Genomic DNA, 20,407 nt, shown 5'->3' with positions numbered 1-20,407 from the left:
TATAAAAAATTATAGCTCTTATATGTTAAAACAAATTATCTTCTATTTTGTTGCTTTCTTGCTCTTCTGCATTCTGGACATCTTACTGGATCATTATCAAATCCTTTTTCTTTGTAAAATGCTTGTTCTCCCTCTGTGAATATAAATTCTTTTCCACAGTCTTTGCATACGATTGTTTTATCTGCCATTTTCTATTCCTCCAATTAGAAAGATAAATAACTATTAACAAACTCTCTAAAATGGAGAAATTCATTAATTAATTAAAATCTTTATTTATTTTATTGTTATTTTAGCACAGTATTTATATGTTTTCAATAAGTTTTATTAAATTTTAGCAAAAAAATATTTACGTTTTCATAAAATAAAATTTCTTTAAAAAGACACTTTAATATATCTTAATTTAATTTCAAACCATTAAAGTGCCTAATTATTTTTTAATTATTTTTTATAACAATATTGTTTCCATCTGTATCTACTGTTATAACAGAGTTATCTTTTATCTCTCCAGCTATTATTTTTTTTGCAATATCTGTTTCTAAAACATTTCCTATAAACCTTTTAAGTGGTCTTGCTCCATAAACTGGGTCATACCCTTGCTTAGCTAAAATTTCTTTAGCAGAATCTGTTACATTCATGTCAATATTTCTATGTTTTAATCGTTTTTTAACATCTTTTAAGAATATATCAATTATCTTTTTAATTCCTTCAAGATTTAATGGCTTAAACATTATAATGTCATCAACTCTATTTAAAAATTCAGGCTTAAACCTTAATTTCATTTCATTCATTACTGCATCTCTTGCCTCTTTAGATATTTCACCATTTTCATTGTTTTCTAGAAGATAATTACTACCAATATTTGATGTCATAATTATTATTGTATTTTTAAAATCCACGGTTTTACCTTTATTATCAGTAAGTCTTCCATCATCTAATATTTGTAAAAACATATTAAATACATCTTCATGAGCTTTTTCTATTTCATCAAACAATATAACAGAATATGGTTGTCTTCTAACTGCTTCAGTTAATTGACCACCTTCTTCATATCCAATATATCCTGGAGGAGGTCCAACAAGTCTAGATACAGCATGTTTTTCCATATATTCTGACATATCTATTCTTATTATATTATCCTCACTATCAAAAAGATTTCTAGCTAAAGTTTTGGCAAGTTCTGTTTTACCAACTCCTGTAGGTCCTAAGAATATAAAAGAACCTATTGGTTTATTTTCATCTTTAAGTCCAGCCCTTGCCCTTATAACAGCATTAGCTACAGCTTCTGTTGCCTCTTCTTGACCTATTACTCTCATTTTTAATTCTTCTTCAAGTCTTAAAAGTTTCTCTCTTTCACCTTCAACTAGTCTAGTTACAGGAATTCCAGTCCATTTAGAAACTATTTGAGAAATTTCTTCTTCTGTTATTTCTTCTTTAAGCATGGAAGTATCGTGATTTTCTTCCATATCAGCTTCTTTTTCTTTTATTTTAGCTTCAATTTCTGGAATTCTACCATATTTAATCTCTGCTACCTTATTTAAATCATATTGTCTTTCATATTCTTCTGCCATACCTCTTAAAGTGTCAAGCTCAGATTTTAAATTTTTAATTTCAGTTATTTGAGATTTTTCCTTTTCATATTTAGCAGTCATCTCGTTATTTTTTTCTTTAAGAACTGCTAACTCTTTCTCTAAATCCTCTAATTTAATCTTAGAAACTTCATCATCTTCCATGGACAATGCTTCTTTTTCTGTTTCAAGTGTCAAAAGTTTTCTTCTTATTCTATCAAGTTCTGTAGGTAGTGAATCTATTTCTGATCTTACCATAGCACCAGCTTCATCAATTAAATCTATCGCTTTATCTGGTAGATACCTATCTTGAATATATCTATCTGAAAGTGTTGCTGCTGCAACTATTGCAGAATCATGAATTCTTATACCATGATGAATTTCAAACCTTTCTTTTAATCCCCTTAATATAGATATAGCATCTTCAACTGTCGGTTCGTTAACTATAACTGGTTGGAATCTTCTCTCTAAGGCCTTATCTTTTTCTATATATTGTCTATATTCATCAAAAGTTGTAGCACCTATGCAGTGTAATTCCCCTCTTGCTAATAGCGGTTTTATTAAATTACCAGCATCCATAGCTCCATCTGTTTTACCAGCACCAACTATTGTATGAATTTCATCTATAAATAAAATTATATTTCCATCTGAGTTTTGAACTTCTTTTAAAACAGCTTTTAATCTTTCTTCAAACTCACCTCTATACTTAGCTCCTGCAATTAATGCTCCCATATCTAAAGAGAATATCGTTTTATTTTTTAATCCTTCAGGAACATCTCCCTTTACTATTCTATTTGCCAAACCTTCAACTATTGCGGTTTTACCAACTCCAGGTTCACCTATAAGTATAGGATTATTTTTTGTTCTCCTTGATAGAATTCTAACCGTTCTTCTTATTTCTTCATCTCTTCCAATGACAGGATCTAATTTATGCTTTTTGGCTAAATCAATAAGATTTGTACCATATTTAGATAAAGCATCATAAGTGCCTTCTGGATCTTGTGTATCTACCTTTTGACTTCCTCTAATTTTATTTAATACTTCTAAAAATTCTTTTTTACTAATAGAAAATTTATCTAAAATAAGCCCTACGCCCTTTGAATCAATATCCATAATTGCTAACATAACATGCTCTACGCTAACATAAGAATCTCCAAATTCTTTAGATAGTTGCTCAGCTTTTATAAGAACTTCATTTATTCTCCTAGTTGCTGTAACTCCTGTTGATTTAGCAGCTTCTCCTAAAACTTTTGGAAGACTATCTATTTTTAAGTTAGTTTCTCTCTCAAGTGATTTAATATCAACTCCCATTTTCTCGAATATATTAGGAATTAATCCATCTTCTTGATTTATAAGAGCCGAGAATAAATGTATTATATCTAGCTGTTGATTATTATATTTTACTGCTATTTCATATGCATCATTTAAACTTTGTTGAACCCTTAGTGTCATTTTATCAGCATTCACAAATATCATCCTCTCTATCTAAAAATTATATTGAAGATATTTTAACATAAAAGAACTAAAATGTTAATATCTTATTAAATATTTTTATCTTTTTTTCAATTATCTTGAATTAAATTATTTAAATACATATACTCATTGTTATTATTTAAATTAATTGATATCATATTAATTATATTACCTATATATTATAATTATTTTTTACAAATTTTATACCCATGATTAAACTTAAAAGGAGGAGAACAACTTGGAATTAGAGGTATTTAAATTTACTAATGAATCATTATTTATTTTACAAAAGTTAAAAAGCAATTTAAATCATGCTTCAGATTTTTTAGATGATTTCTTTTTTAATCTATTAAACAATTCATGTGATGGTTTTTTTAATATTTCAACTAGAGTAAAGTCATCGTCTAGCCTTAAAGAAAAAATTATACGTAATAACTATTATTTAAAATATAAAACCCCAGAAGAACTTTTCTATAATTTATCTGACCTTATAGGTATTAGAATTGAATGTAGATTTATAGAAGATGAAGATAAAATTTTTAAATTTTTAAAATCATCTTTTTGTAACAAAAATTGTGAAGGGTTTTATTTTCACAAATCTAATAAAAATATATTTTTAGATTTAAGAGATGAACAACCCTTGAAACAGAAAAATGGATTTAAACTATACAGAATAGATGGATATATTATATCTGAAAATCATAAATTTAATTTTGAACTTCAAATAAAATCTATGGTCAACATATTTTGGGGCGAAATAGAACATAAAGTTATTTATAAAAATTATAACATGGTTCTTGGAGACACCTTTTATAAAAACATATTAAATTCTATAAAAAGCAATCTTTGCTTAATTGACAATCAACTTCTAACTATTTATAATCACATAGCCTCTAACAATTTGCAACTTGCACAACCAAATGTTAATAAACAAGGCTTAGAGATATTATTATCAAAGATGATATTTGATATTTATTCTTATAAAGTAAAAAATGAACTTGGAGTTTCTATAGATTTTAGAAATGCTTGTGACATAATAATAGATTATATAATAAAAAAAAATAACTGCATATCTTCTGAAGAATATTATAAAACATTTATAGATACTTCCATAAGACTAAATGAGATACTTAAAAATCCTATATCGTTTAAAGAAAAAATATGCCTTGAAAAAAATTTAAAATTTCATTCTGATTTTTCTAGTATTATAGGTAATAAGTTAGCTCAAACTATAAACACTGATTTTCATTGGAATTTATTTTTTAAAATACTTTTTGAAATAGAACCTTTAAATGATACAGGGGATTTTAAAAACTTTATAAATTATTTAGAAGATATTTTTTCTAATAGACCTATTTATCTAAATTTATATCTCAAATTTTCAAAAGCAGAAGTTGAAGAAATCAAAACTGACTTATTAAATGTTATTTGTACAAGCTTCTTAGATATTAATTCTATTACATTCATATATAGAGATAAATTAAATGAAATATTTAACGCTATAGAAAATCATATAAACTTTATCACAGACAATTTAGATAATTTTATTAATTACAGCAACAATAAATATATTTATTGCAAATTACTTCATTTTAATATTCTTCTTATATTTAATAAAAAAATACAAGTAAAAGATTTAAATAATTTTATAGATTGTGTTAAAGAAAAAAGTAGTAAAATTAGATTTACATCAAAAGGACTTAAATATATATCCACTTTAGATTTAAATTCATATATATACTTATCAAACTTCATGAACTATATATATATTAAATAGTAAAAAGATAAGCTACACCAATATTTTGGCATAGCTTATTTCTATTCTTTTAACTTCGTTCCAAAGCTCCCTTGTTCTATAAGATTTTTCTTCATGAGTCCACCTAAAGCCATTTTAAAATAATTTTTAGATGTCTTAAATTGTGTTTTTATATCATCTGGAGATGATTTATCATTATAAATCATTTCACCTCCATTTTCTTTTAAATATTCTAATATCCTCTTTTCTAAATCATCTTTTTCTTTAAGCTTATATTGTCTTAAAGAAAGTCCTATTATTCCATCTTCGTACACCCTTTTTATTTTACCTTTTACAATATCCCCTGGAAATATCTTTGTGAAATATTCATTTTTTAACACAACTGCTCTATATTTATTATCTACCGCAACTCTTAATGAACCATTTGTTTGGTAGCCATAAACTACTCCCTCTACATCACTCATTAATTTAACATCTTCCATTTCATCTAAATATTTATCCACATCTGTTGTTGCTGCAAGCCTTCCTGTTTTATCTAAATATATATATACTAAATATTTTCTACCTTCTTCAAGTTTATATTTTTGTTCTCTAAGTGGAATTAATATATCTCTTTCTAATCCAAAATTTACAAAAGCTCCAAAATTAGTTATTTGAGTTACTTCAAGATACGCAACATCCCCTAAAATAGCCAATGGGGTTTTTAATGTAGCAATTAAACGATCTCTTGAATCCCTATATATAAATGCATTAACTACATCTCCAATATTTATCTCCTTACCTTCTGTATTACCATTTGGAAGCAATATATCATCTGAACTTTTTTTAGTTCCTCTATCTAAATAATATCCAAAACTAGCCTTTCTAACTACCTTTAATTCATTAAAATCACCTATATTTAACATATAATTCCTCCATTTTTAGATTAAAAGTAAAACTTTAATCTCATTTTTTAATAAAATTTCACTGTGATTTGCTTTGTTGTAAGAAACAATCATAATTGTACCATATAATTCACCTTATTAATATCAAACTTTATAACATTAATAGCACGTAAAATTAATATATATTTAATATTAATATATAGAGGTGACTTTATGCCCGAAAAAGAAACTGTTACTATGTATAAGGAACAAGATTTTAAAGACTTAAATTTTTATTATGGCGTATCCTCTGACTGCCTAACTTCTTTTAAAAGAGATGAACAATTTACTATTCTAAATGAAATTAAAGATTTAGGATTAGATTATGCCATAATAAGCCATGAAAATAAAGATTTAGATTACACTTTTAATAAAAAAAATACTACTTTATCAACTTGGCAATATTTATCTAAAATTATTCATAGATTTAACAAAAAGAATGATAACTTTTTAGTATTATTAGAATTTGAAGCTTTTATTAAATCTCTAGGTAAAGTAAGTGTTTTAAATACTAAAAGTTTTTTTAAAGGAGATGTAAATAATTTTAAATATTTTGCTATATGGCTACTTCAAAATACAGATTTCCATATAACTATAAATTCATCTAATAAAACCGTAGAAAATTTTCCATACAAGGAGTTTTTAAATCAAATATCTCCAAGCCTTGACATAAATGTTAGAAGCGATAAAAGCATCTATTCTAATAAAGAAAAATATTATTTTTCACTTTTAGACAACAATTTTAAAGTAGGTGCAGTAGGTCAAAAAAATTATAAATATCCTCCTTATAGCAATTTTAGTAAACTAACATGTATCATTTCTCCTAAGTTAGACAATAAAAATCTAATCTCTGCATTAAATAAGAAACATTGCTTTTTTACAGAATCTAAAACATTAAAACTCTTATTTGCTATAAACGATATATTTATGGGATCATCTATTGAAAAGAACTTATCTACTGATTTAAATATATATGTATATCTACATGATTACAAGCATAAAATAAATAAAATTTATATACTAAGCAATAATGGTACTATAATAAAAAAAATAGACAATATAAATTTAAACAAAGTTCAATATATATTCAAAAAAAATTTTTCTTCAAAAGAAACTTGGTATGTTATAAAGGTGTTTCTTGATTCTAATTTAACAGCAATAAGTTCACCTATTTTTGTAAAATAAAAAGGCTTCATAAAAATGAGGCCTTTTGTTAATTATTTTTTTTTGCTCTATTTGGTTTAGCTTTTGATTTTATTACTATTTTCTTTTCCTTCTTTATTCTAGGATATCCGTTCTTATTAATATCTATAAACCAAAGAATAGATATTACACATATATACATCAATACTGCTTGTATTGCGATACTACCTATAGGATTAAAATCTGGAATAAAGAAAGTTGCTACGAATGTTATTATTGCCGCAGCTAATATTATCCATTTATTCACACGAGTCTTATTAAATACATATCTACCCAATAAAGAAAATGTTATGAACACTACAATAACAAAAACTATGGCTCCTATTGTATAACCAAGAAAGCTGAAAATACTTGACATTTTTCTTCCTCCATAATTAATATTTTCCCTAATAATATATTAATTTAAATTTAATATATTTTCAATAATTTTTTAGAAATGTGCACTTAATTTCATTTATTTGAAAATATTGAATTTATCCTTAAAATAAAATAACAAATTTCTTGTTTTATTTTATATTTTATAATATTTATATAGAATTTTTATTATTTCTTTGATAAAATAATACATATAATATTAGATTAAATATGGAGAGGGTGATTTTATGGCTCTATCAAACTTTCAATTACAGTTGGACGAGCTTGATCTTCAAATTTTAGATATACTTATTAAAGATTGTAGAACTCCTTATTTAGAAATCGCTCGAATATGTCATGTTTCAGGCGGAACTATTCATGTTAGAATGAAAAAAATGGAGGATTTAGGGATTATTAAAGGTACAAGAATTTTACTTGATTTACCTAAACTTGGATATGATGTTTTATGTTTTGTTGGCATACATGTAGCTGGAACTAAATCTTATAATCATGTTTTTGAAGAATTATCAAAAATAAAAGAAGTTGTAGAACTTCACCTAATAACAGGTGGATATTCTATTTTCGCTAAGGTCATATGCAGAAACATTTCTGATTTACAAGATTTATTAATGAATAAAGTTAATACTATTGAAGGTATAAACAAAACAGATACCTTTATATCATTAACTCAACCAGTTGATAGAAATATTCAATTTTAAACTCCCATGAGATAGTAGAAAATATTCTACTATTTTTTTTGCATAATTATATTGCTTAAAGGTAAAAATAATTACTGCAAAGAAAAGAAAGGGAGTGTTAAATATGAGATCATTAAATATAATTACTCTATTATTAGTTATTATAGGTGCTATAAATTGGGGACTCATTGGATTTTTTCAATTTAATTTAATTGATACAATATTTGGAGTAGGCACTGTATTCTCTAGAATAATATATGCTATCGTTGGAATTTGTGGATTATATGCAATATCTTTCTTTGCTAAGGACAGATACAAGCACATTGACTAAAAGAAAATTAAATAGGCTTACCAAGTATTTAGTGAGCCTATTTATAATTGCTCAATTACCTTAAAAAGTTCAAGCGCTGCCCTTCTTGGTCCCTCTTTTTCCAATCCGTCTATAGCTAAGCATGTCTTTATTTCTCCAACTTTTATTTTGTTTTCAAAGGCTATTTTAAAGTATTTTTCTATTAGTATATTAGTTTCCTCTTTTCTTTGCTCTGGTCCAAAAGGATTTGCAAAATAAGATTTTACAAGACCTAATTCTGTGGTTGTTCCTTTGGCTATTCTACATCCATCTTTAAATACCTTAATAGCATCCATATATTTATTAAAATACGTTATATTTTTTCCATTTTCATCTATTTTGGAATAATTATTTGCATACAACAAAATATCTACTTTATATCCTTTTATAATTTGTGAATAATTACTAACTGGCATAACTAATCTTGCATTTGTTTTATCTGGATTCATAAATATACTTCTATCTATTTCCTTAAATGCATAACCTTGATCTAAATCATCTAATCTAACAAAAGCTCCAATTTCCGTACCATATCCTAAAATATTATTATTTTCATCTAATTTTAAAACTCCCATATCATCAAAAACTATAGTCATATCACTTATATGCTCTTCAGCTAAAGATCTAAAAGCCTCTAGACTTTCTGATTTTCCAACTCCACTATCCCCTACTATAACTATATTTGCTTCTTTTCCATCTTTTAATACAACCTTTACCATGGCACCATGAATAGGTAAATACCCATTTTCTATCATTATCACATTATGAAGAGTCAAAATCATTTTTTTCATATAACCAAAATAATCCATTTTATCGCAATAATTTATATAGCCTAACATAATATTATTTTTTTTATCATCATAAAAATAAGTTTCTAAATCAGTTTCTCCATCTTCAACACCAAACAAATATATTATATCTGGTCTTTTTCCTCTACATTCATCTATTCTAGCTAGTTCAAACAAATTGCAAAGGCTTATCCCATGATTTAAAAAATCTCTATGAAAGTATACATAAGCCAAAAGTTCTCCAACCTTTGCAGGATAGCAAAACCATTCATCTTTATTTAAACTTAATTCTTTTATAGGATTATAAAAGATTTCTTTAAATACTCCATCTCTTTTATTTTTCTTTGGGTAAGTTATAAATGGAGCTTCTAATGATATACTATCTATAAAACAAATATCATCTAAAGCCTCATATTCATTGGGAATAGGCCATATAACATTACTAAGCATTAAACATGCATTTCCACCTGCTGCTAACTGTCTATATACATTTGGTGTATCTCCTAAAAGATTTTTTTCAATCCTTCTATAAAACTTTAAAATAAGCTTTGAAAATTTATCATTTGCATCAGTAAAACTAACTGCAGCTATGCCGTCTTTTATTTTATTATTATGAATTAATGTATATCTTTCAAGTTTTCTCCAAAAAGAATATATATCTTCTATAACATTAAAAAATAACTTATTATCTTTCAAAATATCCCTAAAATTATTATTATAACTTATAGCTTCATCTACATTCATCATAATTAAAAGTTTAAATATACTGGTAATATTATCTACTATATATTTTATATCGCTACTTTTCAAAGAAGCTTCCAAAAATTTAAAATTATTTGTATTTCTATTTTTAGATTTTTTTAAATATTCTTCTATTAAATTTCTAAATCCATAACTATCTAAAATTGTCTCAAAACTATTACAATATTTTTTAGTAAAATCAATAGTTACTTTATCATTATTTAAATAAAATTCACTTTTCATACAACCATCCTTTTTATAAATATAGAGTTTAAATTTAATAATATTAGTAAATAATTAAATATAAATAATTATTTCATGAATATTTATACAAGATATTTATTTTGTTGTAGTTAAAATTTTATAAAAACTTTTTAAAATATATTAATCTAAGTTAATATTTATTACATTCTATTTAGGAGATGATTTTATCAAAATAAAAAAACAACTATTTATTATATTTCCAATCATATTTTTCTTTCTGTTTATTTCAATAAAAAGCCATCCTAAAAGTACACAAAATAGTTTTTTTAAAGTTCATTATATAGATGTAGGACAAGGAGATGCCTCTCTTATACAAGTTAATAACAAAAATATTTTAATAGATTCAGGCCCTTATGATTCAAAAGATACTCTTGTTAACTATTTAAAAAGTTTAAATATAAAAACTTTAGACTATATAATAGCAACCCATCCTCATGAAGATCATATAGGCTCTATGGCAACCATTATAAAATCATTTAATGTATTAAATTTTTTTGCACCGAAAGTTTCTCATAACACCGAAAGTTTTTTAGATATGCTTTATGAACTTAATAAAAAATCATTAAAGATAAATGTATTAAAACAAGGCATGGGATCTTCAATTGACTTAGGTAATAACACATCAGTTGAAGTTTTCTCACCAATTAAAGAAACCTATGATAATTTAAACAATTATTCTCCCATTATGAAAATAGTTTATAAAAATACTTCATTTTTATTTACTGGTGATGCTGAAGATGACTTATAAAAAGAAGTTTTAAATTCTAATGTAAATCTTTCTTCTGATGTACTAAAAATTGGACATCATGGTAGTTCTACATCAACAAGCGAAAAATTTTTAACAGCTGTATCCCCGAAGCTTTCAATAATTTCAGTTGGTATTAATAATAGCTATAAGCATCCTAGCACTAAAACATTAAACCTTTTAGATAAATATAATATAAGATATTACAGAACTGATGAAGATGGTACAATTATTATTAAATCTGATGGAAATAGTCTTTATATTAATTAAAATTTTATAATAAAAATAAACATAGGTATTTATTATACCTATGTTTAAAATTAAGTTATCTTTCTATTATAAATTTATAAAATCCTCAAATCTTTGTCTAACTTTATTTTCACCCATTATTTGCATAATAGTATAAAGATCTGGGGTATTACTTCTATGAGTAATAGCTGCCCTAACAGCTCCTGCCACATCAGATACCATTCCTTTAAAATTTTCTGGATTTTTCTTATAGGCTTTTCTATCTGTTGCATATCCTAAAGATGCTGCTAATGCTTTTAATTCATCAAACCAAACTGAGTTATCTGTATTAAAGTTATAAACATCTTTATATTTTTTTATTATTTCTTTTGCATCTTCTATGTTTAAAGTCTTTGGAAGTTCTACATCATTTATTGTTTCTTTAGCAAATAACTCATCAAAATAATAGAATATCTTTCCTTCTACTTCATTCCATTTAGCAAAGTCTTTTCTTGGCTTTGGACCATTTTTCTCTATATTAAATACTTTTTTTATCATATCTTCATTAGCAACTAAAAGTTCATGAATTTCTTTATTATACTCATTTGACCACTTTTCATAAAGATTATATACCTTTTCTGCATTCATTTTACATATAACCTCTTTACTTACGTCCCCTAACTTAACTATATCAAATAGTGCTCCACTTTTACTCATCTTTTCTAATTCTACAACATAATCATGATAATCTGCATCTTTATTTTCTATTCTCCATTCTTCAAAAGCAGAGTTTATTATATTTAAAAGATACTCTATAACAGATTCTACTGGATATCCTTGTTCATCATAATAAGTTACCGCACTTTCAACATCTTTTCTCTTTGATAGTTTTCTCTTTGAATTTCCGTCTAGTTTCATTATGGTTGGAACATGGGCATAATTTGGAGTTTCAAGTCCTAAAACATCAAATAATTGAAGATGTATTGGAAGAGATGATAGCCATTCTTCTCCTCTTATAACGTGAGTTGTTCTCATTAAAGAGTCATCTACAATATGTGCGAAATGATATGTTGGAAGACCATCACCCTTTATAATAACAATATCTTGATTGTTTTCTGGGAATGATACATCACCCTTTATCAAATCATGAAACTTTATTCTTTTTTCTGGATTTCCAGGTGACTTCAATCTCAATATATAATTTTCACCTGATTTTATTTTTTTTATAGCCTCTTCCACATCTAAATTTCTATATGTTGCATATTCACCGTAATATCCTGGAGTTATTTTCTCAGCTATTTGTTTTTCTCTTAAAGCAGCTAATTCCTCTGGCGTTGCAAAACATGGATAAGCTAATCCTTTTTTTATTAAATCTTTAGCAAATACATTATATATTTTCCTTCTTTCACTTTGTTTATATGGACCATAATTTCCTTTTTCAGAATCTTCTCCTGTTACTCCTTCTGAAAAGTTCATTCCATATTTATTAATACTATCTATTATAAGGCTTATAGCACCTTCTACTTCTCTCTTTTGATCTGTATCCTCTATTCTTAAATAAAAAACACCTTCACTTTGATTGGCTAATCTTTCATTTATTAATGCTGTAAATATCCCACCTATATGTTGAAATCCAGTAGGACTTGGAGCATATCTTGTAACCTTTGCCCCTTCCTTTAAATCTCTCTTTGGATATTTAGCCAAATAATCTTCTATGCTTTCATTAACATTTGGAAATATTAAGTCTGCAAGTTCTAATTGTTTTTTAAAATTCATTTTTTTACATATCTCCTTTATAAAAAATTAAAAAGTCCCCCATCCTATAAACTTTAGGACGAAAGACTATATTCCGCGTTACCACCTAAATTGATTAAAACTAATTAATCCACTTATTTTCTCTTTAATGGGAGAACCCATAGTTTTTGCCCTAGTTTTAGGCTAAACTTATAGCTCAAAAGCTTCCTTCTATAGTTTAGTATGTTAAATTCTCAGCAAAATATTTAACTCTCTTTAAAACTAAATTTCTATATACTCTTCTTCTTCACAGCTAAATTATATTTTATTTTTATAGGTTTATTATAACTACATAAAGTTTTATTGTAAATATTATTTTTCTGTTTGTTTACTTTAACTCAATTATCTTCATTCTCTTTACTCTCTTTATTAGCTTCTACGATTAAATTCCATTTAACTAAAATATGAAATAAATTTACAACATCTTGTTCATTATAAACTAAAATCTTTTCAATTTTTTCCTTTGGCATTCTTTCAAAATATTCTCTATCCTTTAAAACTTTATGGAATGTTTTAGCTAGGTTAGACCCAGACATAACTTCCCCTTCTCTTTCTATATTAAACTTTTTTTCTAAAGTTTTAAGCCCTATACTTTGTTTAAAAGTATGTTCATAAACCTTTTGTATATCTATAGATCTAAAATAATTTCCAAATTCAAAATTAATCCCATATTTATTAAAAAGATAATTTATAACTGTAAAGTCATTATTCCCCGAAAAAGTAACTATGTATTTTTTCTTTTTATTGGATGATATATCTATAAAATATTTTTTAGCTAAATATAATATATCCTTAACTTCACCTTTATGCTCTATCATATATTGAGTTACTATAAATTTATTTTTCTCATAGTTAAAATATCCTGCACCAAAAACTCCTATGCACTTAGGCTTTTTATATACATAATGTTCTAAATCAAAATATACTGAGTGCTTATATAATTCATCACCTTCTACAAAAGAAAGGGCAAAACTATCATCTAAATCAAAAATAGATATTTCATGCTCCTTTATTATCACTTTATCACTCTTTTCCGTTAAACTTTATTAAACAATATATATTATATCATTATATCAAATGATAGGTATACATTAACCCTTTATAATTTACCATATAAATTTCCATATTTAAATATTTTTTGTTAATTTTTTGTTAATTTTACTATTACTGTTGACTTTTTTGGTATTAATTAATAATATGGTAATATAAATTAATTGATAATTATTTTCATTAGGAGGTATAAGCATTATGAGTTTATTTGACTTAAGATTAGAAAAACATAAAAAGTTTAAAAATACTAAAGAAACTCTAACAAGTCTATATGATTTAAAAATTGGACAAAGTGGAATTATAGAAAAAGTTACTGGTAATTCTAAACTTGCAAAAAGGTTATTAGCCCTAGGTTGTATTGAAGGAACTGAAGTTACTGTAAAAGGAGTTGCACCTTTAGGAGATCCTTTAATAATAAACTTTAGAGGTTTTGATCTAGCTATACGCAAAAAAGATGCCAAAAATATTTTTTTAACGAACTAAAATAATTATTATAGGGGGACTATATATGACAACAATAGCCTTACTTGGCAACCCAAATGTAGGCAAAACAACACTTTTTAATTCATTAACTGGCTCTAACCAGAAAGTTGGAAATTGGCCTGGAGTTACTGTTGATAGAAAAGAAGGTTCTTACAAACATATGAAAATTGTTGATTTGCCTGGCATTTATGCTATGGATACATTTTCTAATGAGGAAAAAATTTCAAAAAACTTTCTTAAAACTGAAGACGTTGATTTAATAGTTAACATAGTGGATGGTTCTAATCTTGAAAGAAATCTATATTTAACCATGCAACTTAAAGAATTTAAAAAGCCAATGGTTATATTAGTTAATATGATAGATGTAGCTACTAAAAAAGGGGTTAACATAGATTATAACGCACTAGAAAAATCATTTAAAGCTAAAGTAATACCTATAATAGCTTCTAAGGAAAAAGGATTAGATGGTATTTTTCAGTTTTTAGATAAAAAAGATTATAGTGATTTTTTAGACACTGAAGAATATTCATTTAGCGATGAAAAAGAAGCTTATAACTACATAGGAAATAAGCTGAAAAAATGCATGAAAATAAATGAAAATAATGACAAATTAAATACATCACAAAAGATAGATAAAGTTGTATTAAATCCATATCTTGCTTATCCAATTTTTATAGGAATAATGTTACTTATGTTTCAATTTACTTTTGCTTGGGTTGGACAACCACTTTCTGACCTTTTAGATGGATTTGTAGCAGATACTTTAATGCCTTTTGTGTCTAATCTTTTAAGCAATACAGCACCTTGGTTCCAATCTTTAATAGTTGATGGAATAATCTCAGGGGTCGGTGGAATTTTGGTATTACTTCCTGTAATTATTGCATTATTTTTCTGTTTAAATATATTAGAAGATAGTGGTTATATGGCCCGTGTTGCATTTATAATGGATACATTTATGAGAAAAATAGGATTATCAGGAAAAGCTTTTATACCAATGATAACAGGATTCGGATGCTCTGTCCCAGGAATAATGGCTGCTAGAACATTAGAAAGTGAAAAAGATAGAAAACTTACCGCTCTATTAATTCCTTTTATGTCATGTAATGCTAAGCTTCCTGTATATGTTATTTTTGCAGCAGTATTTTTCCCAAATAACGCGACATTTGTTATAGCATCTCTTTATATTTTAGGAATCTTAATGGCATTTTTAATTGGTTTAATATTTAAAAATACATTATTTAAAAAGGATGAAGAACCTTTTATAATGGAACTTCCTGAATATAAAATTCCCGATGCTAAATCAGTATTTAAGGAACTATCTTCAAAAACATTAGGCTTTTTAAAGAAAGCTGGTACTATAATATTTGCCATGAGCGTACTTATTTGGTTTTTACAAAACTTTAATTTTACTGGTCTTGTTTCTGACATAGAAGATAGCTTTTTATTTAATATAGGTTCATTTATAGCTCCAATCTTTAAACCTTTAGGTTTTGGAAGCTGGGAAGCCTCTGTTTCTATTTTAACAGGAATAATGGCAAAAGAAACTGTTATATCTACAATGGAAGTTATATATGCTGGAGATTTGGCAGCTATTTTACCATATCATTTTACTGCACTTTCTGCTTTTGCATTTATGGTATTTGTTCTTTTATATACGCCTTGTATGAGTGCTATAGGTACTATAAAGAAAGAATTCGGAGGAAAATTTACTATATTTTCAGTACTTATGCAGCTTACAGTAGCTTGGATAGGAGCATTTTTAATATTTAATATAGGATCTTTTTTTATATAATCTAGAGGAAAATTTTATGGAGATTTTAATAACTATTTTAATCTTTAGTTTAGTTTTATATATACTATATAAAAATTTTAAAAATTCATCTAATGGAAAATGCAATTGTTCAAATTGTTCAACTAAATGTTCTAAATATAAAAATCAAGAAAAAAAACCACCTAAAAATTAGGTGGTTTTTAATTACATTTCCTCTACAACATTTATTCCTATTAAGTTTAAAGAATTCTTTATAACTTGAGCTGTTGCTTCTATAAGCTTTAATCTTGCTACTTTTAAACCAGTATCTTCTAAATTTAATACACTATGAGCATTATAGAACTTATTAAACGCTTTTGCTACTTCTATTGTATATCTTGTTACAACAGATGGCTCTAATCTATCTATAGCAAGAAGTATTGCTTTATTAAATCCTTCTAAAACTTTTGTAAGTTCAAACTCCTCTTTAGAAGTTAATTTAGAAAAATCAGCATCCCCATTTATTCCTTCTGCTTTTCTTAATATACTTTTTGCCCTTGCATAAGAATATTGAACATATGGACCTGTTTCTCCTTCAAAGCTTAACATCTCATCCCAATCAAATACAATATCCTTTTCTCTTGAATTTTTTAAATACGTAAATAAAACTGCACCTATACCAATTTCCTTAGCCACCATCTCTTTTTCTTTAAGTTCTGGATTTTTAACATTTATTGTTTCTAAAGTTTTGGCAACTGCTTCCTTTAATAACTCTTCAAGTAAAACTACATTTCCTTTTCTAGTTGAAAGCTTTCTATCTGCAAATTTTACAAGACCAAAAGGTATATGAACACAATCCTTAGCCCAAGTATGTCCTGCAAGTTCTAATGTCTTAAACACTTGTTTAAAGTGTAAAATTTGATCTTTTCCAACTACATAAATACATTTATCAAAGTTGTAATGTTTTTTTCTATACATTGCAGCAGCTAAATCTCTTGTTGCATATATTGATGCTCCATCTGATTTTACAACTATACAAGGTGGCATATTGTATTCATCAAGCATAACAACTTTCGCTCCATTACTATCTGTCAACACATTTTTCTCTTCAAGTTCTTTAACAACTATATCCATCTTGTCATTATAGAAACTTTCCCCTGCCCATGAGTCAAAATCAACACCTAATATGCTATATATATTATTAAATTCTTTTAATGATAAATCCTTAAATCTTTTCCAAAGCTCAACTGCTTCGTTATCTCCCTCTTCTAGCTTTTTAAAATACATCCTTCCTTCATCTTCTAAACTAGGATTTTTTTCAGCCTCATCATGGAATTTTACATATATTCTTAAAAGTTCTGTTATAGGACTTTTTTCTATTGCCTCTTCATTTCCCCATCTTTTATATGCTGAAATAAGTTTACCAAACTGAGTACCCCAATCACCTAAATGGTTTATTCTTACAGTATCATAACCTTCAAATTTTAGCATTTTATATAACGCATTTCCTATAGCTGTTGTAAAAAGATGCCCAACATGAAATGGCTTTGCAATGTTTGGTGAAGAGTATTCAACTAAATATCTTTTTCCATCTCCAATTTTTGAAGAACCATAAGAATCTTTTTCAGATAATATTTCATTTACTATACTTTCACTAAATTTAACCTTATCCATAAAAAAGTTAATATAAGGTCCTAAACTTTCAACTTTTTCAAATCCATCTTTATTTATAACATCCGCTATATCTTTAGCTATCATGTTAGGGGCTTTTTTCATAACCTTAGCTAATTGAAAACAAGGAAATGCAAAATCACCCATATCACTTTTAGGTGGTATTTCTATAAGACTTTCTATTTTGTCTAAATCTAAATCGATATTTTCTTTTAATCTTGTAGCTACTATTTTTTTGTAATCCATACTTATTTTCCTCCAAAATAATTTATTAATAAAATAAAAAATCCGTCTCTTAAACTCAAGAGACGGATGTATTCCGCGGTACCACTCTAATTGGCTTTAAACCCACTTTTTATTTTAACGCATTAACTTTTGCGGCATCATACCCTACTACTTTAAATACAAAGATTCTGGCAGCATCTCTAAGGTTCTTTTCATCTATTTTATTTTTTGGAACTTACACCATACTCCCACTCGCTTTGAAAATGAAAATAGACTACTCTCCTCTTCAATGATTTTATTTATATTTTAAATTTAACATATGTTTTATTATATATTGTTTATGAATATTGTCAAGACATATAAAAACACATTTTTTAAAACAATCTAATCATTTAATATACTTTTAATTGATTGTACTGAATCTTCTAAAGAATCTAATATACTCTGTGGAATTTCTTCTTTATTTTCATAACCTAGTACATTATTACTATCTAATATATAATACTTGCTATCTCCATCTTCAGTTTTATACTTTAATGTCCAAGTTGGTATATAATTAAAAGATACTAAATTTACATCCCCATTAAACTTTTTTTGTAACTCTAAATTCAAAATAATACTATCTTCGCATAACTTATTTCCCATGGTTTCTTTTCTCTGATTAGAAATAAAATTTCCCATCGAATAAACCACCAAAGTAGAATTTCCATTTTCGTTATTAATTATAGTTTCTATAGGTTCTATAACATTTGGGTGTGAACCTAAAATTACATCTACACCATAAGAATTTAATTTTTGCGCAATATATTTTTGTTTCTCATTTATCTCTGTACTATATTCATCTCCCCAATGCATTCCAACAACTATAAATTTTGCCCCGTCATTTTTCATATCCTCTATCTCTTTTTCTATTTTTAAAAGATCATTATCTAAATCATCATAACTATAGCTATTTATTAACTCCAAAACATCCTCATCATTACCTTCAAAACAATCACTAAAAGTATAAGACGTAAATCCAATCTTTATTCCTTTTATTTTCTCTATAACATACGACTTATCATCTTTTTTTTGCCTTATACCAGTATATTTTAAGTTTGATTTCTTTAAATTCTCTATAGTATTAAAATATCCAACATTTAATGAATCTAAAATATTATCATTTGCAGCATTTATTATATCAAATCCAGTATTTTTTAAAGCGTTTAACATAGCTTCAGGAGTATTAAATCTTGGATACCCAGAGTAACCAAGTTCCTTACCTCCAAAAGATCCTTCTATTGTACAATAAGCCAAATCCGCTTCTTCAATATATTTTTTTATATACTTAAAATTCTCATCAAATTCATAATCATAACTTTCATTATTATATGCAGATATTATTTGATCATAATGTACTAATATATTTCCAACAGCTACTACATTTACAGTTTTCTTATTATCTATATTTAAAGCTTCAATCACATTATTTTTTTTATTATATTCTACAAATATATTAATCATAAAGATTACCATAGAAATAAAAAGTAAAATAACTACTCTATTTTTTCCTCTCATAATATTCTCCTTTTTACTTTTTATAATATTTTAACATATTTTAACATAAATATAAATATTATGTTAAAATATTTGATTTTATCATATAACATTTCTGCAATAAAAAAATAAAAGATAGAAGAACTAAACTTCTATCTTTCATAACCAAAATGAATTTAACTTTAAAGTATGATAGCCCACATATTTATAAAAGCATTTATTATATAGCTACATGGATATATTAATAAATTTGAACCTATTAACAAAACAGCTATTAAAATAATTACATAATATCTATAAATAGTCCCTGCAATTTTATGAAATAAACTTGGAAATAAATCTGAAAGTATTCTAAATCCATCCAACCCTGGAAGAGGAAGTATATTAAATACAAACAAATTAACATTAATCATTATTATGTAATACAAAATCAAACTTATTATTTGCATTGTATCACTTCTCTCCCCAAATAATACAATCAATAATACATAAAATAATGAAGCAATAAATGCTACAAATAAATTTGAAAAAAGAGCTACAAAATTTACTTTAAGTGCATCACGCCTTGGATTTTTAAAAGCATTTCTATTTATTTGTACAGCCTTACTCCATCCAAAACTAAGAAACAACATAAAAATAAGCCCCATTATATCTATATGCGCAAGAGGATCTAGTGTCAAGCGTCCTTGTAATCTTGGGGTCTTATCTCCTAACATATCAGCAACTCTTGCACGAGCATATTCTTTAACGCTAAATGCTATTAAAAGCGCTGGTATGGTTAGAAAAATTTCTAAAAGTTTATCTGCCATCA

At 26.1% G+C, this 20,407-nt stretch carries 16 protein-coding genes, 2 pseudogenes and 2 other annotated features; of the genes and pseudogenes, 8 read left to right on the top strand and 10 right to left on the bottom strand.

What is annotated here, in order from left to right; all coding sequences use genetic code 11:
* Nucleotides 1-35: 35 nt before the first annotated feature.
* A complete protein-coding gene (locus DR020_RS08050) occupies nt 36-188 on the bottom strand; it encodes a zinc-ribbon domain-containing protein (protein ID WP_055257118.1) in 153 nt (50 codons plus the stop codon).
* A gap of 246 nt (nt 189-434) precedes the next feature.
* Complete coding sequence (clpB, locus tag DR020_RS08045; protein ID WP_112365673.1) at nt 435-3,032, bottom strand: ATP-dependent chaperone ClpB; 2,598 nt, start codon at nt 3,030-3,032, stop codon at nt 435-437.
* Nucleotides 3,033-3,276: 244 nt separating this feature from the next.
* Here clpB and DR020_RS08040 point away from each other — a divergent pair, with 244 nt between their 5' ends.
* Nucleotides 3,277-4,815, top strand: coding sequence for a GTP pyrophosphokinase (locus DR020_RS08040; protein ID WP_055257120.1), 1,539 nt, complete (start codon nt 3,277-3,279; stop codon nt 4,813-4,815).
* Nucleotides 4,816-4,856: 41 nt separating this feature from the next.
* Here DR020_RS08040 and DR020_RS08035 read toward each other — a convergent pair whose 3' ends face one another.
* A complete protein-coding gene (locus DR020_RS08035) occupies nt 4,857-5,699 on the bottom strand; it encodes a CvfB family protein (protein ID WP_055257121.1) in 843 nt (280 codons plus the stop codon).
* Between the two features lie 192 nt (nt 5,700-5,891).
* Here DR020_RS08035 and DR020_RS08030 point away from each other — a divergent pair, with 192 nt between their 5' ends.
* Entirely contained in the window at nt 5,892-6,902 is a 1,011-nt protein-coding gene (locus DR020_RS08030) for a hypothetical protein (protein WP_112365672.1), read from the top strand.
* 28 nt (nt 6,903-6,930) lie between these two features.
* Here the strand turns inward: DR020_RS08030 and DR020_RS08025 are convergent, their stop codons facing one another.
* Complete coding sequence (locus tag DR020_RS08025) at nt 6,931-7,278, bottom strand: hypothetical protein (protein ID WP_055257123.1); 348 nt, start codon at nt 7,276-7,278, stop codon at nt 6,931-6,933.
* Nucleotides 7,279-7,522: 244 nt separating this feature from the next.
* On the opposite strand from DR020_RS08025, the gene DR020_RS08020 reads away from it, so the two are divergent.
* A complete protein-coding gene (locus tag DR020_RS08020) occupies nt 7,523-7,993 on the top strand; it encodes an Lrp/AsnC ligand binding domain-containing protein (RefSeq protein ID WP_055257124.1) in 471 nt (156 codons plus the stop codon).
* 103 nt (nt 7,994-8,096) lie between these two features.
* Nucleotides 8,097-8,303: a DUF378 domain-containing protein gene (locus DR020_RS08015; RefSeq protein ID WP_055257125.1), complete on the top strand. Its 207-nt coding sequence runs from the start codon at nt 8,097-8,099 to the stop codon at nt 8,301-8,303.
* A 41-nt stretch (nt 8,304-8,344) separates the two neighbouring features.
* On the opposite strand, the gene DR020_RS08010 is transcribed toward DR020_RS08015, so the two are convergent.
* Nucleotides 8,345-10,093, bottom strand: a complete 1,749-nt coding sequence (locus tag DR020_RS08010) for a phosphoenolpyruvate carboxykinase (RefSeq protein ID WP_112365671.1) — start codon at nt 10,091-10,093, stop codon at nt 8,345-8,347.
* 187 nt (nt 10,094-10,280) lie between these two features.
* Here DR020_RS08010 and DR020_RS08005 point away from each other — a divergent pair.
* A pseudogene (locus tag DR020_RS08005) lies at nt 10,281-11,129 on the top strand (ComEC/Rec2 family competence protein).
* Nucleotides 11,130-11,195: 66 nt separating this feature from the next.
* Here DR020_RS08005 and gltX read toward each other — a convergent pair.
* Together gltX and DR020_RS07995 are read right to left on the bottom strand one after the other, a co-directional pair.
* On the bottom strand, nt 11,196-12,863 hold the full coding sequence (gene gltX, locus DR020_RS08000; RefSeq protein ID WP_112365670.1) for a glutamate--tRNA ligase: 1,668 nt from the start codon (nt 12,861-12,863) through the stop codon (nt 11,196-11,198).
* A gap of 51 nt (nt 12,864-12,914) precedes the next feature.
* Nucleotides 12,915-13,141 (bottom strand) — a binding site (T-box leader).
* Nucleotides 13,142-13,219: 78 nt separating this feature from the next.
* On the bottom strand, nt 13,220-13,900 hold the full coding sequence (locus tag DR020_RS07995; RefSeq protein ID WP_112365669.1) for a ribonuclease H-like domain-containing protein: 681 nt from the start codon (nt 13,898-13,900) through the stop codon (nt 13,220-13,222).
* Between the two features lie 295 nt (nt 13,901-14,195).
* Between DR020_RS07995 and DR020_RS07990 the strand changes: the two are divergent.
* The 3 genes and pseudogenes from DR020_RS07990 to DR020_RS07980 form a co-directional block, all read left to right on the top strand.
* Nucleotides 14,196-14,414: pseudogene (locus DR020_RS07990) on the top strand (FeoA family protein); the annotation flags it as partial.
* Nucleotides 14,415-14,439: 25 nt separating this feature from the next.
* A complete protein-coding gene (gene feoB / locus DR020_RS07985) occupies nt 14,440-16,206 on the top strand; it encodes a ferrous iron transport protein B (protein ID WP_055257130.1) in 1,767 nt (588 codons plus the stop codon).
* A gap of 16 nt (nt 16,207-16,222) precedes the next feature.
* Nucleotides 16,223-16,378 carry a FeoB-associated Cys-rich membrane protein gene (locus DR020_RS07980; protein ID WP_082412285.1) on the top strand — a complete coding sequence of 52 codons (156 nt, stop codon included), beginning with the start codon at nt 16,223-16,225 and terminating at the stop codon, nt 16,376-16,378.
* 11 nt (nt 16,379-16,389) lie between these two features.
* Here the strand turns inward: DR020_RS07980 and argS are convergent, their stop codons facing one another.
* The 3 genes from argS to DR020_RS07965 form a co-directional block, all read right to left on the bottom strand.
* On the bottom strand, nt 16,390-18,081 hold the full coding sequence (argS, locus tag DR020_RS07975) for an arginine--tRNA ligase (protein ID WP_055257131.1): 1,692 nt from the start codon (nt 18,079-18,081) through the stop codon (nt 16,390-16,392).
* Between the two features lie 55 nt (nt 18,082-18,136).
* Nucleotides 18,137-18,359: a binding site (T-box leader), on the bottom strand.
* Between the two features lie 85 nt (nt 18,360-18,444).
* On the bottom strand, nt 18,445-19,617 hold the full coding sequence (locus DR020_RS07970) for a CapA family protein (RefSeq protein ID WP_112365668.1): 1,173 nt from the start codon (nt 19,615-19,617) through the stop codon (nt 18,445-18,447).
* A gap of 161 nt (nt 19,618-19,778) precedes the next feature.
* Nucleotides 19,779-20,405 (bottom strand): site-2 protease family protein, encoded by a 627-nt coding sequence (locus tag DR020_RS07965; protein ID WP_112365667.1) that lies wholly within the window; start codon nt 20,403-20,405, stop codon nt 19,779-19,781.
* Between the last annotated feature and the right edge of the window lie 2 nt (nt 20,406-20,407).

The sequence above is a fragment of the Sarcina ventriculi genome (assembly GCF_900456775.1).
Lineage (GTDB): Bacteria > Bacillota > Clostridia > Clostridiales > Clostridiaceae > Sarcina > Sarcina ventriculi.
This window is presented reverse-complemented; position numbering and strand designations above follow the sequence as displayed.